15 protein-coding genes are annotated in these 15,563 nt (G+C 65.8%); 6 read left to right on the forward strand and 9 right to left on the reverse strand.

Annotated elements, in window-relative coordinates:
• The first annotated feature begins 108 nt into the window (after positions 1–108).
• Positions 109–759: a pseudouridine synthase gene (locus C6Y53_RS08820; protein WP_106472098.1), complete on the forward strand. Its 651-nt coding sequence runs from the start codon at positions 109–111 to the stop codon at positions 757–759.
• On the opposite strand, the gene C6Y53_RS08825 is transcribed toward C6Y53_RS08820, so the two are convergent.
• Complete coding sequence (locus C6Y53_RS08825; RefSeq protein ID WP_106472099.1) at positions 756–1,613, reverse strand: alpha-1,2-fucosyltransferase; 858 nt, start codon at positions 1,611–1,613, stop codon at positions 756–758. The two genes, C6Y53_RS08820 and C6Y53_RS08825, sit on opposite strands and share 4 nt — an antisense overlap.
• Positions 1,614–1,852: 239 nt before the next feature.
• Between C6Y53_RS08825 and C6Y53_RS08830 the strand changes: the two genes are divergently transcribed.
• A complete protein-coding gene (locus C6Y53_RS08830) occupies positions 1,853–2,287 on the forward strand; it encodes a glyoxalase superfamily protein (RefSeq protein ID WP_106472100.1) in 435 nt (144 codons plus the stop codon).
• 54 nt (positions 2,288–2,341) lie between these two features.
• On the opposite strand, the gene C6Y53_RS08835 is transcribed toward C6Y53_RS08830, so the two are convergent.
• On the reverse strand, positions 2,342–3,781 hold the full coding sequence (locus C6Y53_RS08835; RefSeq protein WP_106472101.1) for an aldehyde dehydrogenase family protein: 1,440 nt from the start codon (positions 3,779–3,781) through the stop codon (positions 2,342–2,344).
• 165 nt (positions 3,782–3,946) lie between these two features.
• On the opposite strand from C6Y53_RS08835, the gene C6Y53_RS08840 reads away from it, so the two are divergent.
• Complete coding sequence (locus C6Y53_RS08840) at positions 3,947–4,597, forward strand: peroxiredoxin (RefSeq protein ID WP_106472102.1); 651 nt, start codon at positions 3,947–3,949, stop codon at positions 4,595–4,597.
• A gap of 92 nt (positions 4,598–4,689) precedes the next feature.
• Here the strand turns inward: C6Y53_RS08840 and C6Y53_RS08845 are convergent, their stop codons facing one another.
• The 4 genes from C6Y53_RS08845 to C6Y53_RS08860 form a co-directional block, all read right to left on the reverse strand.
• A complete protein-coding gene (locus tag C6Y53_RS08845; protein ID WP_106472103.1) occupies positions 4,690–5,406 on the reverse strand; it encodes a glycosyltransferase family 25 protein in 717 nt (238 codons plus the stop codon).
• Between the two features lie 71 nt (positions 5,407–5,477).
• Entirely contained in the window at positions 5,478–6,398 is a 921-nt protein-coding gene (locus C6Y53_RS08850; RefSeq protein ID WP_106472104.1) for a ribokinase, read from the reverse strand.
• An 18-nt stretch (positions 6,399–6,416) separates the two neighbouring features.
• On the reverse strand, positions 6,417–6,869 hold the full coding sequence (locus C6Y53_RS08855) for an RbsD/FucU family protein (protein WP_106472105.1): 453 nt from the start codon (positions 6,867–6,869) through the stop codon (positions 6,417–6,419).
• An 18-nt stretch (positions 6,870–6,887) separates the two neighbouring features.
• Complete coding sequence (locus C6Y53_RS08860; RefSeq protein WP_106472106.1) at positions 6,888–7,940, reverse strand: ABC transporter ATP-binding protein; 1,053 nt, start codon at positions 7,938–7,940, stop codon at positions 6,888–6,890.
• A 253-nt stretch (positions 7,941–8,193) separates the two neighbouring features.
• On the opposite strand from C6Y53_RS08860, the gene C6Y53_RS08865 reads away from it, so the two are divergent.
• From C6Y53_RS08865 to C6Y53_RS08875, 3 genes are all read left to right on the forward strand, one after another.
• On the forward strand, positions 8,194–9,876 hold the full coding sequence (locus C6Y53_RS08865) for a type 2 periplasmic-binding domain-containing protein (RefSeq protein WP_106472107.1): 1,683 nt from the start codon (positions 8,194–8,196) through the stop codon (positions 9,874–9,876).
• Positions 9,877–9,996: 120 nt separating this feature from the next.
• Entirely contained in the window at positions 9,997–11,103 is a 1,107-nt protein-coding gene (locus C6Y53_RS08870; RefSeq protein ID WP_106472108.1) for a carbohydrate ABC transporter permease, read from the forward strand.
• A gap of 1 nt (position 11,104) precedes the next feature.
• A complete protein-coding gene (locus C6Y53_RS08875; RefSeq protein WP_106472109.1) occupies positions 11,105–12,025 on the forward strand; it encodes a carbohydrate ABC transporter permease in 921 nt (306 codons plus the stop codon).
• A gap of 74 nt (positions 12,026–12,099) precedes the next feature.
• Here C6Y53_RS08875 and C6Y53_RS08880 read toward each other — a convergent pair whose 3' ends face one another.
• From C6Y53_RS08880 to C6Y53_RS08890, 3 genes are all read right to left on the reverse strand, one after another.
• Positions 12,100–13,251, reverse strand: a complete 1,152-nt coding sequence (locus C6Y53_RS08880) for an NAD-dependent epimerase/dehydratase family protein (protein WP_106472110.1) — start codon at positions 13,249–13,251, stop codon at positions 12,100–12,102.
• A gap of 24 nt (positions 13,252–13,275) precedes the next feature.
• Entirely contained in the window at positions 13,276–14,328 is a 1,053-nt protein-coding gene (locus C6Y53_RS08885) for an SDR family NAD(P)-dependent oxidoreductase (protein WP_211299499.1), read from the reverse strand.
• A gap of 194 nt (positions 14,329–14,522) precedes the next feature.
• Positions 14,523–15,506, reverse strand: coding sequence for a complex I NDUFA9 subunit family protein (locus tag C6Y53_RS08890; RefSeq protein WP_106472112.1), 984 nt, complete (start codon positions 15,504–15,506; stop codon positions 14,523–14,525).
• Between the last annotated feature and the right edge of the window lie 57 nt (positions 15,507–15,563).

Below are 15,563 nucleotides of genomic sequence, written 5' to 3' on the forward strand. Positions count from 1 at the left end.
TCGTGATCCTCCTTCGGGTTGCGCGCAGATTGGTCGATGGCGCGGTGACCGTCCAGCGCGACGTGACGGGAGCTTGCCCACGGGCGGCGCGATGGCTAGGCAGCGGCCATGAGCGACGAAACCTATGACCCGCCCGACGACCCGCTGGCGATCCTGCATGACGATGCCGAGATCCTGGCGGTGAACAAGCCCGCCGGGCTGCTGAGCGTGCCGGGGCGGGGCGCGCATCTCGCCGACTGCCTGCTGGCGCGGGTCCAGGCGGTGTTTCCGCAGGCGCTGCTGGTGCACCGGCTGGACCGGGACACGTCGGGCGTGATCGTCTTTGCGCTCACGCCCCACGCCCAGCGCCACCTCGGGCTGCAATTCGAGAAACGGCAGGCCCGCAAGACCTATCTCGCCCGCCTTGCCGGGCGGCTCGAGCCGCGCACCGGCACCGTCGATCTGCCCCTGACCGTGGACTGGCCCAACCGGCCCCGGCAGATGGTCTGCCACGAAACCGGCCGGCCGGCGGTGACCGACTGGAAGGTGCAGCGATACGGCGAGGATGAAACCCGCGTCCGGCTGATGCCGAAAACCGGGCGCAGCCACCAGCTGCGGGTGCATATGCTGGCGCTGGGCCACCCGATCCTGGGCGATCCGCTCTATGCCACCGGCGCGGCGCGGGATCATCCGCGCCTGATGCTGCATTCCGAGGAATTGCGGATCCGGCACCCCGACGGGGGCAGGATGATGCGGTTCCGTGCCGCGGCGGCGTTCTAGCGCCCGCCCTGGACGTCGATGCGCATCCAGCCGTCGGGCAGGATGTCGGGATTGGACAGTTTCGGGTTGCCGAACCAGCGGCCCGGACCGGTGACGCGTTTGGCTGCGTTGGCGTTCAGCCATGCCGCCCACCACGAAAACGACGAATTGCCGATGATGTTGTGATCGCACAGGCTCATCAGGCGCATGTCCTCGAAATCGGTGTCCGGCCCGTTGAAATCCACCACCACCCTGGGGCAGGGCAGCGGCAGGTTGTCCCGCGCCCAGCCGGGATCGTCGGAAAAGACGAAAACGGTGGGCTCGCCGTCCAGACCGTCGAGCACCCGCGCCAGCGCCGCATCGTAATAGGCCTGGTCGCACAGGACATGCGCCCCCAGCGTCAGGTAATCGCCGCGCCGCACATGCAGCGAGACCGACAGGCTCTCGCCGATCCGCGCCGCCATCTCGGCATTCTGCGCATTCGAAAAGGCCGGAAAGGCAAAATCGCGCCGGATCCGGTCGGCGGCATGGGCGAAATAGCGTTCCGACTGCCAGTAGCCGTGCAGGTAGCAGCCATCCTCCCAGCTTTCGACCGCCGGGTTGTAGCCCAGCCCGCGTTCGCGGCGGAATCGCGGCGCGGCGCCCGAGTAACGCCACAGCAGGTAGCGCGACACCGCGTCCTGGCGCAGTGGCGGCAGGGGGTCGGGATCGACCAGCGGCAAGTCGAACACGCGGGTCAGCACGCCTTCGCCGCGCCGTTCGGCGCCACGGCCGTCGATGGCAACCGGCACATCCAGACGCGCCGCCAGGCCAGCGGCGGCGGCATATTGGAACATCTGGTTGCCGAGGCGGCCATGCAGGCGGGCGGTGATCACGGGCGGGCTCCGGTCGTTGCCGTTCCTGTCTAGGCACAATCGCCGGGCATGGCCAGACGGGTTGACCCGGGGCCCGGCCGCACCTATCTGCGGGGTCAGGTTCGGGTTCCCTGCCGCTCGCGGCCCCGCAAGGGCTCTGGTGAAACCCGGTTTGACGGCATCCCTGCCCCTTTCACGGCACGGCGATGGCAATGCGAGCCCCGTCCACCGATGTGCCCGATATGAAAGCGAGGCAAATCATGACCGATACCCGGATGCTTCCCACGGTCACCGAACTGAAAACCCAGGCCCGGCGCCTGCGCGACAGCCTGCGCGCCAGCGGGGTCGAGCTGTCCCACGGCGCGGCGCTGGAGCAGATCGCCCGCCAGCATGGCGCGCGCGACTGGAACACCCTGCATGCGCTGGCGGGAAACCGGCTGACGCTCAGGGTCGGCGACCGGGTGAAGGGCCGCTACCTGGGCCAGCCCTTTACCGGCGAATTGCGCGGCCTGTCGGTGCGGGGCGATGGCACCCGCCAGCGGGTGACGCTGCAATTCGACGCGCCGGTCGATGTCGTCACCTTCGACAGCTTCTCGGCCTACCGCCAGCGGGTCAGCGCCGATATCGGCCCCGACGGCACGTCGCCGCAACGCATCTCGACCGGCGAACCGCAGCTCGTGGTGATGCCGGCCTGAGAAACGAAAAGCCGCCCCGAGGGGCGGCTTTTGCCTGTTCCGTTCCGGGGATGCCTATTCGGCGGTCCAGCCGCTCACGGATTTGACCTCGCAGAAATCCTCGATGCCCCAGCTGCCGCCTTCGCGGCCATTGCCCGACTGTTTCATGCCGCCAAAGGGCGAGCCCGCGCTGCGCGACTTGCCGTTCATCTCGACCATGCCGGAGCGCAGCTGGCGGGCCAGCCGGTTGGCGCGGGTGCTGTCCGAGGTCTGGACATAGTTGGTCAGCCCGTAAGGCGTGTCATTGGCCACGGCGACGGCTTCTTCCTCGGTGTCGAATTTCATGATAGACAGCACCGGACCAAAGATCTCTTCGCGCGCGATGGTCATGTCGTTGGTGACATCGGCAAAGACGGTCGGCTTGACGTAGAACCCGCGGTTCAGCCCGTCCGGCCGCCCGGGACCGCCCGCCACCAGACGCGCACCCTCGTCGATGCCCTGCTGGATCAGCCCCTGGATCTTGTTGAACTGAACCTCGTTGACGACCGGGCCGATATGGCGGCCCTCGTCATGGGCATTGCCCACGGTCACCGAATTGGCGACCTCGGCGGCGGTTTCCACGGCCTGGTCGTAGATTTCGGCCTGCACCATCATCCGCGACGGCGCGTTGCAGGACTGGCCGGTGTTGTTCATCATGTGCAGCACGCCGCGCTTGACCGCCTTTTCGTCGGCATCGGCAAAGATCAGGTTGGCGCCCTTGCCGCCCAGTTCCAGATGCACCTTCTTCAGCGTGTCGGCCGCATTCTTGGAAATCGCGGTCCCGGCGCGGGTCGACCCGGTAAAGCTGACCATGTCGACATCGGGATGACCGGACAGCTGGCTTCCGACGCCGGCGCCGTCGCCGTTCACGAGGTTGAACACGCCCGGCGGGAACCCGGCCTCGTCCATCATCTCGGCAAAGATCATCGCGTTCAGCGGGCTCTGTTCCGACGGCTTGAGCACCATCGTGCACCCGGCGATCGCGGCCGCGCCCACCTTGAGCGTGATCTGGTTCATCGGCCAGTTCCACGGTGTGATCAGCGCCGCGACACCCACCGCCTCGTGAATGATCCGGTCCTCGGGGGCATGATCGCCCAGCGGTTCGTCGAACTTGAAATCCTTGGCCGCCTTCAGGAAATTCTTGAGATGCCAGATGCCGGCGCCGACCTGCTGGCTGCGCGACATGTCGATCGGCGCCCCCATTTCTGCCGACATCGCCTGGGCCAGGTCCTCGCCGCGGGCCGCGTAGATCTCGACCAGCTTTTCGACCAGCGCGAACCGTTCTTCGGGCGGTGTGGCCATCCAGCCCGGCAGCGCGGCCCGGGCCGCCGCGACCGCGGCATCGGTATCGGCCTTGCCACCCAGCGAGATGATGGCGCAGGGGTCTTCGGTCGACGGATCGATCACCTCGAAATCGTTCGGCTCGGCCGGCGCGACCCAGGCGCCGTTTATGTAGAAATCGCGTTTCTCGATCATCGCTGAAGCTCCCATGACAGCAGTTTCCCGACCATTCGGTCGGGGATTCGGCGCTACTCTGTCACTGCCTGCGACCCGGAGCAAGAGAGGGGATGCAGGCGGTTCCCCATGGGTCTAAGGTCATGCCATCCGAGTCGAAACCACAGTCTGCGAAGGAGACCGAACATGGGTTTGAGAATCAACGATACCGTTCCCGATTTCACCGCCGAAACCGATCAGGGCACCGTCAGTTTCCATGACTGGATCGGTGACAGCTGGGCGATCCTGTTTTCGCACCCCAAGGATTTCACCCCGGTCTGCACCACCGAATTCGGCGCCGTGGCACGGCTGGCCGAGGAATGGGAAAAGCGCGGCACCAAGGTGATCGGCGTATCGGTGGACGGGGTCGAGGATCACCGCCGCTGGAAAGGCGACATCGAACAGGTCGCCGGGTCCAAGGCAGGGTTCCCGATCATCGCCGATGAGGGGCTCGAAGTCTCCAAGGCCTTCGACATGCTGCCCGCCGAGGCCTACCTGCCCGACGGGCGCACCCCCGCCGACAGCGCCACCGTTCGCTCGGTGTTCATCATCGGGCCGGACAAGCAGCTCAAGCTGTCGATGACCTATCCGATGAACGTGGGCCGCAACTTTGCCGAAGTGCTGCGCGCGCTGGACGGGCTGCAGACCGCGGCCAAGGGCGTCGCCACCCCGGCGGACTGGCAGCAGGGCCAGGACGTGATCATCCCGCCCAGCGTCAGCGACGATGACGCCAAGACGATGTTCGGCGAGTTCGACGCCCAGCTGCCCTATCTGCGCTGGACCAAGGCGCCGCAGTAGACACCACCGGCAAGGGGGGCGGCTTGCCCCCCTTCCCCTGACCTGCGGGCCGGCGTCGGGCAGGGTCATCCGCATTCACGCCGATGCGCGGATCAGGCACGCTGCGGCCGCAGCGCCACCTGCGCGCGATAGGCGGCGCGTTTGACTTCGCGGGCGAATTTGCCGGCGGCTGGCGTTCTGGTCTGGATGGTCGACCCGCCGATCTCTCCGGTGATTTCGCGGTTGCCATTGGGCAGGATCGCATGCACCGGCTGGCCGGTCACCCAGTGCATCTGCAACAGCGTATCCACCGGGCGGTCGATGGTCTCCGTGGCTGCGAGCAGGCGCCGCGCCACCTCGCGCCCGACAACCTGACAGACGGTCTGCAGACCGATGACCCGGGGCAGGATGAACCGCATCCCGCCGGTTTCCGCGATCACGCGGGCGGGTTTTTCGCGCTGCTTGACGGGCAGGCGCACATACATCCCGGGGGTGGCATAGGCGCCGATCAACTCCAGCGCGCGGGCGAAACGCTCCGGGTCCACCGCCAGGTCGTCCTCGGCGATCAGGGCGAAATCAACCCCGCCGTCGACGATCCGCTGCCAGCATTTCCGGTGGCTGAGAAACACGCCGATTTCGGCGGGCCGCAGCGGGAACGGATAGCGGGGCGCGTGCAGGGTTCCGGGCGCGGTGCGCATGTCCGCGATCGCGTCGGGATCGCGCCCGTTCACCGCATCGACCAGCTGCGCGTCCGGCAGTTCGGCGCACAGGCGTTCCGCATTGGGGCGCCGGGCATCGCTGCCTTTCATGTGGATGACAAAGGACTGCATGCAGAACGCCCTATCGCATACCGGCAGGGGCCGGCAAATCCGAAATCGCCCGCACACCGGGGTCCGGCGGCCTATCCCGCCAGCAGCGCCTCGACCTCGGACCGCGCGGGCATCGAGGGCGCGGTGCCGGGGCGGGTCACCGAAATCGCCGCGGTGGCGCAACCGAAACGCACCGCGTCGATCGGTGCCGCGCCGCGTTGCAGCGCCGCGGCGAACCCGCCGTTGAACGCATCACCCGCACCCGTGGTTTCCGCCACCGGTCCGGCATCGAAGGCGGGCACATGCACCGCCGCGCGGCCATCGTGGAACAGCGCCCCGTTTTCGCCAAGGGTGATGATCGCGCTACCGACACCGGCGGCGATCAGCGCCTCGGCGGCGCGGGTGGCATCGGCAACGGTCCGCACCGCGATGCCCGTCAGCCCCTCGGCCTCGGATTCGTTGGGCGTGGCATAGTCGCACAGCGCCAGCATGCCCTCGGGCAGCGCGGCGGCGGGCGCGGGATTGAGGATGGTGGTCGCCCCGCCGGCCCGCGCAATCTCCAGCGCCCGCATCGCCGCATCCAGCGGCTGTTCGAGCTGGGTCATGAACACCGCGGCCTTGCCGATCAGATCGGCGCGGGCGTCGATATCGGCGGGCGATATGCTGCGCGCCACGCCGGGGCAGACGATGATCGCGTTGTCGCCGCTGGCTTCCTCGACAAAGATATAGGCCGCGCCGGTATAGCCATCGTCATGCTGGGTGATCGCCGGGATCACCCCGGCCCTGTCCCATGTCGCCAACGCCATGTCGGCAAAGGGATCGCGCCCGAGCCGGGTGATGAAATGCACCCGCCCGCCGGCCATCGCCGCCGCGACCGCCTGGTTCGAGCCCTTGCCACCCGGCCCCAGCGCAAAGCTGTTGCCCATGATGGTTTCACCCATCCGCGGCGCCCGGTCGGCACGATAGGAGGTGTCCGCCACGAACACCCCGAGGATCACGATGTCATCACGCATGGCGCGGCCCCCTTAGTCCTAGTCCTGCGGCGGGATCACGCCCTTGCGGAACATGAAACAGCCATAGAAACGGCGTTCGCCGGTCTGGATCACCGCATAGGCCTGTTTCGCCATATCGTAAAAGGCAAAGCGTTCGATGCCGACCATCGGGCGCGGGCGGCCCTCGGCGGCGTCGATCGCGTCCTGAACCTCGGCCTGCACCGGCGGGATCTCGCCCGGTGCATCGACGATTTCCATGCGACCGGCAAAGTCATCGACGAAAGTATCCAGCGGCAGCACCGACAGGATCGCCGCGGCCGCCTCGGCCGAGGTCAGGTTGTCCATGCGCAGCAGCCGGCCCAGCGTGGTCTGCCGCGCGATGGAATCGGACGGAAAATTGGTGTCGGACAAGATCACCACGTCGCCGTGGCCCATGGCACGCAAGGCGCCCAGCACCTCGGCGTTCAGCCGGTTGTCGATCCCCTTGAGCATGTATGATCCTCCCCGTTTTTACGCGACGCGCTGCCCGGTTTCCGCGTCGAACAGATGTATGGTTCCGGGCGCCGTGCCCAGGGTGATGGTCTGACCCGCCGCGAAGGCATGGCGTTCCCGGAACACGGCCGTGATCTCGCCGTCGCCGTGGCGCGCCACCACATGGGTTTCCGATCCGGTCGGCTCGACCACCGCGACCTCGCAGGTCAGGCCGCTATCCCGCAGTTCAAGATGCTCGGGCCGGATACCGACGGTCAGGGGCCGGCCATCGGCCAGCGAGACGCCGCCGGGCGCGGGCAGGCTGGCCCCGTTTACCTCCAGCACCTGCCCACGCGCATGCGCGGCAAAGAAATTCATCGACGGCGACCCGATGAACCCGGCCACGAAGGTATTGGCCGGGCGGTCATAGAGGTCCAGCGGCGCCCCGATCTGTTCGATGTTGCCGCCCTGCATGACCACGATCTTGTCGGCCATGGTCATCGCCTCGATCTGGTCGTGGGTGACATAGATGGTGGTGGTGCGCAGCCGCTGGTGCAGCTCGCGGATCTCGGCCCGCATCTGAACCCGCAGCTTGGCGTCGAGATTGGACAGCGGTTCGTCGAACAGGAACACCTGCGGATCGCGCACGATGGCCCGGCCCATCGCCACCCGCTGCCGCTGCCCGCCGGACAGGGCGCGGGGATAACGGCCCAGATACTCGGTCAGGCCAAGGATCTCGGCGGCATGGCGCACGCGGGTGTCGATCTCGGTCTTGCCCATCCGGCGCATCCGCAACGAGAACGCCATGTTCGCCGCCACCGTCTTGTGCGGGTAGAGCGCGTAATTCTGGAACACCATGGCAATGTCGCGTTCCGAGGGCGGCAGGTTGTTTACCACCCGTTCACCGATGCGGATGGTGCCCCCGGTGACCGCCTCGAGCCCGGCGATCATCCGCAGCAGAGTCGATTTTCCGCACCCGGACGGGCCGACCAGAACCACGAATTCCCCATCCTCGATATCCACGTCAACGCCGTGGATGACCTCGAGCGCGCCGTAGTTCTTGCGCAAATCGCGAATGGTGACGCCGGCCATATTCCTCCCCGTTCCGCTGCCCCGACCCAGACTTAGACGAGCGGCGGCCACCTGTCCATTGTCCAGATATGCTAGCATGTTAGTGGCTTGACAGATGGTGTTCCGGCTGGAAAAGTCCCGGCAGGTCAGGTCATCCGCGAACCGGGGAGGGGGCGCGGCAGGGCTTGGCGCCGCGTGTTTCGCAACAGAATAAAAAACGCGCAGCGGCGCCACGGGTCCTGCGGCCGGCCGGCCGACAGAGGGAGGACCGACCATGAAAACCGAGATCTACGACTATATGCTGCGCCGTGGCCTGAGCCGCCGCAGCGTCCTGAAAGGCGCCGCCGCCAGCGGGCTGGCCGTCGCGGCGGGCGGGGTCAGCACCGGTATCGGCCTGCGCCCGGCCTGGGCCGCCGACAACGCCGCGCTGCGCCAAGAAATCCTGAAGATCCCCGGTGTCGGCATGGGCTCGCCCACCGATGCCGATTGGCAGAAGGTCGGCGAACTGTGCCTCGGCCCGACCCGGGACGTGGTCGCCGAAGGCGAGTTTGCAGGGGTCGAGCTGACCTTCATGGGGCTGAACAACCAGAACCTGCACAATTTCCTGTTCCGCGGCTTTCTCAAACCGTGGGAGGCCTATACCGGCGCGAAAATCAACTGGATCGACCTGGCGCAGGCCGATTACAACCCGCGCCTGCAGCAGAGCATCGCCACCGGGACGGTGGATTTCGACATCCTGCAGATGGGCGCCCCGTTCGAAGGCGACACCGCCGGGCGCGGGCTGCTGGACGAGATGCCCGACTGGGTCAAGGACGTGATCGACATGGATGATTACGTCGACTACCTCAAGGCGCCGGTCGGCACCTGGGACGGCAAGACCTATCGCGTCTCGATCGACGGCGATTGCCACACCTACGCCTACCGCAAGGATTACTACGAGAACGAGGAATTTGCCGCCGCCTGGAAGGAAGCCGGCGGCGAAGGCGACTGGGTGCCGCCGACCACCTGGGCACAGGTCAACGCGCATTCGAAATTCCTCGCCGGCAAGACCGACCCGCTGACCGGGCTGCCGGCGCACGGGTTCCTCGACCCGCTGAAATACACCTGGGGCGGGTTCGGCTTCTATTTCCTCGAGGACCGCGCCACCGCCTATGCCAAGCATCCCGACGATCCGGCCTGGCTGTTCGACCCCGACACGATGAAGCCGCGGGTGAACAACCCCGCCTTCGTGCAGGCGATCCAGGACGTGATGGACCTGCTCGCCGTCGACGGGGCCTATCCCACCGACCAGGTCAATGCCGACCCGAACGTGACCGCGTTCCAGCAATTCCTGGCCGGCACCGGCGCCGGGCTGACCTGGTGGGGCGACGTGGGATCGAACGCGCGCACCTCGGACACCTCGGTGGTCGGGGACGTGATCGGGTTCTCGACCATTCCGGGGTCCGAAAAGGTCTGGAACAGCCAGACCGGCGAATGGGACATGACCGCCAACGAGGCGCCCAACAACGCCTATATCGGCTGGGGCGTCTATGTGACCAAGCTGGTGCAGGGCGACGAAAAGAAACGCAAGGCCGCCTGGTCGGCGGCGGCGCATCTGGGCGGGCGCGACCTGTCGCTGTGGTGTTCGGCCTATCCGTCCGGGTTCCAGCCCTACCGCAATTCGCATTTCCAGTTCGAGGAATGGGAAGTGGCGGGCTATGACCGCGCCTTTGTCGAGGATTACCTCGGCTCGAACGCGGACAGCTACAACCACCCGAACGCGGCGATCGAACCGCGCATCCCCGGCATATTCCAGTATTATTCGATTGCCGAGGACGAGCTGGTGAAGGGCCTGGCCGGGCAATACGGATCGGCGCAGGAAACCGCCGACGCCATCGCCGCCGCCTGGGAAAAGATCACCGACCAGATCGGCCGCGACAGCCAGATCGCACTCTACAAAGCGTCCCTTGGGATGTGAGATGGCAGGCGCAGCGTGCGTTGCCCCTGAGGCTGTGCGCAGCGCCGCCAGGGCGGCCCCATCGGGGGGAGGGGGCCGCCCGCGAATCCTTGCCGCAAGAGACGGAAGGCCGATCCGCCAATGACGACGCAAGGCGATCTCCTCCACGTTGTCACGCTTGACGATATCACCCCGCGCCGGGTTGCCCTGGGCCGGCTGCTGATCTGGGGGTCGGCCGCGGTCATGGCGCTCAGCTTTGCCGCCGTGGCGCTGGCCGGATACGGGTTCAACCCGCTGGGCATCGAAACCTGGCGGCCGGGGCTGTATGGCTATCTGCTCTGGGCCACCTGCCTGTGCATCGCGCAGGTCGTCCTGCACGGGGAACATGGCAAACGCACCCTGTTCATCCTGCCCAGCGTGCTGTTCGTGGTGGCGATGGTCATCTTTCCGCTGCTTTATGCCATCGTCATCGCGCTGTCGGACTGGAACCTGTCCAGCCCCGACGGGCGGCAGTTCAACGGGCTCGACAACATCCGCCAGATGTGGGGCGACCCGTTCTACTGGAACGCGCTGCGGAATATGGTCTGGTACACGCTGGCGATCCTGGTCGAATATGCCATCGCCTTCGGCCTCGCGCTGATCCTCGCCAGCCAGATCCGGGCGCGCAAGTTCTTTCGCGTGGCGTTCCTGATGCCGCTGATGCTGTCGCCGGTGGCGGTCAGCTGGATGGTCGGCAAGTCGATGCTCGAGGTCCGGTTCGGCCCGCTGGCGCGGCTGGCCCGCGCGCTGGGCTGGGATGATCCCAGTTTCTTCGGCAACCCCGAGATCGCCCGCGCCACGATCATGGTGATGGATGCCTGGACCTATATCCCCTTCATGATGATCATGATCCTGGCCGGGCTGCAGGCGATCCCGCGCGAGGTGCAGGAAGCGGCCCGCGTCGACGGCGCCAATGCCTGGCGCAATTTCTGGGAGGTTACCTTTCCGCTGATGCTGCCGGTGTCGATCACCGCGATCCTGATCCGCATCATCTTCAAGCTGAAACTGGCCGACATCATCATCAACGTGACATCGGGCGGCCCCGGCGGGGCCACCGACAGCGTGACCAGCTTCATCTTCCGCGAATACCGCGACCGGTCGAACGTGGGCTATGGCACGCTGCTGGCGCTGGTCTACCTGGTGGTGATCGTGATCGCGATCACGGTTTTCATGAAGCTGGTGGATCGCTGGATGAACCCGAGATACTGACATGGCCGAGACACAGATATTCCACGACAGTGCAAGCGACCTGTCCCACAAGGCCGGCTGGCTTACGCGGCGCGTGGTGATCTACGGCATCCTGCTGTTCTGGACGCTGGTCTGCCTGTTCCCGATCTACTGGACCATCACCACCAGCTTCAAGATCGCCCCCGACGTGATGAAGGGCAACATGATCCCCTGGGTGGATTACGTCCCGCAATGGCGCGGCTGGAAATCGCTGGGCCTGTCACCGGACACGATCGGGGCGGAAAGCACGGTGCGCGCCGAGTTCCTGAAACGGTTCGCGAATTCCACCGTCTCGGCGGTGGGCGCCTCGACGCTTGCGGTCCTCCTGGGCAGCATGACCGCCTACGGGCTCAGCCGGTTCCGCTATCGTTTCGGCTTCATGCGCAACCCGGATATCTCGTTCTTTTTCCTCAGCCAGCTGATCCTGCCGCCGGTGGTGCTGGCGCTGCCGTTTCTGGTGCTCTACAAGCAGCTCGACCTGCTGGATACGCGGATCGGGCTGATCCTGCTCTATACGCTCACGGTGCTGCCCATCGTCATCTGGATCATGCGCGACCAGTTCCAGTCGATCCCGGTGGAACTGGAAGAAGCCGCGCTGGTCGACGGGCTGTCGATCTGGGGCGCCTTCCTGACCATCGTGCTGCCGATCGCGCTGCCCGGCATGGTGGCCAGCTTCATCCTGTCGCTGGTGCTGACGTGGAACGAGTATTTCTTTGCCGCGCTGCTGACATCGACCGACGCCAAGACGCTGCCGGTGATGGTGGCCAGCCAGACCGGGAGCCAGGGCATCAACTGGTGGTCGATGGCGGCGCTCTCGGCCAGCGCCATCCTGCCGCTGATCGTGATCGGCATCCTTCTGGAACGCTATATCATCAAGGGCATGGCATCCGGCGCGGTGAAATGAACGCGCCGCTCACCGGTTCCCGATCACCTGCCCGAGCCGGACCGCAAAGCTGACCGGGTGGTGGTCGGCACCGCCTATTTCTTCCATGCGACTCCCCGGAAGATCCGGTCATGTTCGATCTGGTCGCGATAGCGCAGGATGAGGTTCATCATGTCGTCCATGATGTCATCGCTGAGCGGGGTCGGCTCGAGCCCGAGATCGATCAGCCCGGTATGCGTCGGATTGTAGTAATGTTCCTCGGCTTCCTTGCGGGGGTTGGGCAGGCTCTTGACGCTGACATCCAGGCCCAGCCGCTTGCCTGACGCCTGCACCCGCGCGGCGAGATCGTTGACGCTGAAGGTCTCGACGAACTGGTTGAACACGCGCAGCTCGCCTTTGTCGGCGGGGGTCTCCACCGCCAGCCTGACGCATTTCAGCGCGTCCTTGAGGTGCAGATAGCCGCGGGTCTGTCCGCCTTTGCCATAGACGGTCAGCGGATAGCCCGCCACCGCCTGAACCATGAACCGGTTCAGCACGGTGCCGAACACCTCGTCATAGTTCAGGAAGGAATACAGCCGGTCGTCGCCCTGGTTTTCGTCGGTCGCCAACCCGTAGACCGGCCCCTGCATCAGGTCGGTCACCCGCAGCCCCCAGACCCGCACATAGAACCACAGCAGGTCGGTATCGAGCACCTTGGTGGTGTGATAGAGCGACCCGGCCGCGCGCGGAAACAGGAACTTGTCCTTGCGGCCCTTGTGCTCGATCTCGATCCAGCCTTCCTCGATGTCGATATTGGGCGTGCCGTATTCGCCCATCGTGCCCAGTTTCACCAGATGCGCGTCGGGCGTATATGCGTTCATTGCCTGGATGACGTTGAAGGTCACGCCCAGGTTGTTTTTCAGCGTCAGGTCGGCGGCGGGCCGGTCGATCATCGAATAGGGCGCCGAGGGCTGTTCGGCATAGTGGATGATCGTGTCGGGCTGGAAGTCCTCGAACAGGCCCGACATGAAGGTCCAGTCCTGCAGATCGCCGACACGCACCGTCACCTTGCGGCCCGATTTTTCTTCCCACAGGGCGGCGCGGCGGTCGAGATTGGGCACCTCGAACAGCGCTTCGTTGTCGGTTTCCCGCATCAGGCGGCGGCGCAGATAATTGTCGGCCACGCAGACCTCGTGCCCGGCCCCGGACAGATTCATCGCAGTCGGCCAGCCGATGTAACCGTCACCGCCGAGGATCAGAACTTTCATGTCGCGCCTCAATATCCGTTGTCGTCAGTTTTCGAACCGGGGGCCGAGATCGTCGGGCAGCACGCCCGGCTCGGCCAGCAACGCGCGGATCGCCGGCGCGTCGATCTTTTCCTCGCGGTCCGAATGATAGACCGCATCGCTCTTTTGCAGGTCGAGCGTATCGTAGGTGTAACGCTCGCGTTCCTCGGGGGTCATACCCGATGGCAGCACCACCAGAAACTCCGACCCCTCAAGGATGCGGCCGCTTTCCTCGTCGGTGCTCAGTTCCTCCCACAGCTTTTCGCCGGGGCGGGGCGTGGTGATCGCGATCTCGGGGCTGGTGCCGTAATGCGGGGCCAACCGGTCGATCATCACCTCGGCCAGATCGGTGATCCGCAGCACCGGCATCTTGGTGATGAACACCTCGCCGCCATGGGCGACGACCATGCTCTCGATCACCAGCCGCGCCGCCTGGGGCATGGTCATCACGAACCGGGTCATGCGGGCATCGGTCACCGTGACCGGGCCGCCATTTTCGATCTGCCGCACGAAAAGCGGCACCACCGACCCGCGCGAACCCAGCACATTGCCGAACCGGGTGCAGGCAAAGGCGGTATGCGCATCGGCGCTGCGCAGGAAATTCATCGCCGTGAACAGCCGCTCGCCCATCAGCTTGGAGGTGCCCATCACGTTGGTGGGGTTCACCGCCTTGTCGGACGAGGTAAAGATCACCTTCTGCAACCCGTTGGCCAGTGCCGCGCGGCCAACGACCTCGCAACCCTGTATGTTGACGTTCACCGCCGAGAACGGGCTGCGTTCGCAGGACGGCACATGTTTCAGCGCCGCGGTGTGGAAACACAGGTCCATGGTCGAAAACGTGCGCATCATCTCGCGTTCGTCGGTGATGTCGCAATGGTAGAACCGGACCTGCGGATGCGCGCCATGCGCCATTTCCATCTCGAACAGCGCGCTTTCGTTGTTGTCGACGACGCGGATGCAATCGACATCGAATTCCAGCAATTGCTTGACGATCTCGCTGCCCACCGAGCCGACGCCGCCGGTGACCACGATCCGCTTGCCGGAAAAAAACTGCTTCATTCCACCGCCCTCAAGGTCTGTTTTCTCTGCCTTACGCCTGGGAATGTCGCTTACCGACATACGCCATTACTGGCAATAGCGGGCCCGGAGGGGTCCGGTCATCCCTGCGCCCCGAACACCGTTCTCTTGCGATGACTGCCAACCGGTCCCGCCGCGGCACGGGCGGGTCGTCCCGGTGCTCTGCCGGGGTCGGATCACGCCCGGATATTGCGGGCGGATTCGCGGATCGCGTCGTATTGTCCGGACGGGCGAAACCGCCAGAGATACTCGGGCAGCACGGAACCGGCAGTGACCGGCGTGATACCCAGGTCGGCAAAACCGCGCGCGCCATCGGCAACGACGCTGTCACGCCCCAGGCCGCGCAGCTGATCGCGGGTGACCACCCCGTTCGCAATCAGCCCGAAGCTCACCGCCTGCACCATGTCCAGCCCGAACGCCATGATGCGGGCGATCCAGAACGGGATGTTCACGACGGGACGATTGCGGTTGATCTCCTGCACCACCATCTGCGCCAGTTCGCGCATGCTGTGTATTTCGGGACCGCCAAGCTCGTAGATCCCCAGCGCCGCCACACCCTCAAGAGCTGCCGCCGCCGCCCTGGACACATCGTCCGCGAACACCGGCTGGAACCGCGTCCCGGCGCCGATGATCGGCAGGATCGGCGATGTGCGCGCCATCGATCCGAGCCGGTTGAAGAACATGTCCTCGGGACCGAACACCAGCGAGGGCCGCAGGATGACCGCATCGGGAAACGCGGCGAGAACCTGCTGCTCGCCCGCGCCCTTGGAGCGGAGATAGGCGCTCTCGCCGTTTTCATCCGCGCCGATGGCCGAAACATGGACCAGACGCCCGATGCCCGCCTGCGCCGCGAGCCGCGCAATCCGCGCCGCGCCGTCGATATGGATCGCCTCGAACGTGTTCTTGCCGGTTTCGTTCAGGATGCCCACGCAGTTCACGACCGCGTCGGCATGCTCCATCGCGGCGGCAACCGATGCGTCGTCGCGAATGTTGCACAGCACCGGCTCGACCTGACCGACCGTCCCGTAGGGGCGCACGAAAATCGCCTCGTTCGGACGCCGGACCGCGACGCGCACGCGCCAGCCATCCCGCGCCATCCGCCGCGCGATATAGCGGCCGATGAATCCCGAACCGCCATAGATCGTGACCAGTTTCGGCATGGCGCAATCTCCTTCGTCAGGTGTTCCTACGATCTACCGCCGCAGACACCGGCAAAC

It is taken from the genome of Pukyongiella litopenaei (genome assembly GCF_003008555.2).
GTDB classification, from domain to species: Bacteria; Pseudomonadota; Alphaproteobacteria; order Rhodobacterales; family Rhodobacteraceae; genus Pukyongiella; species Pukyongiella litopenaei.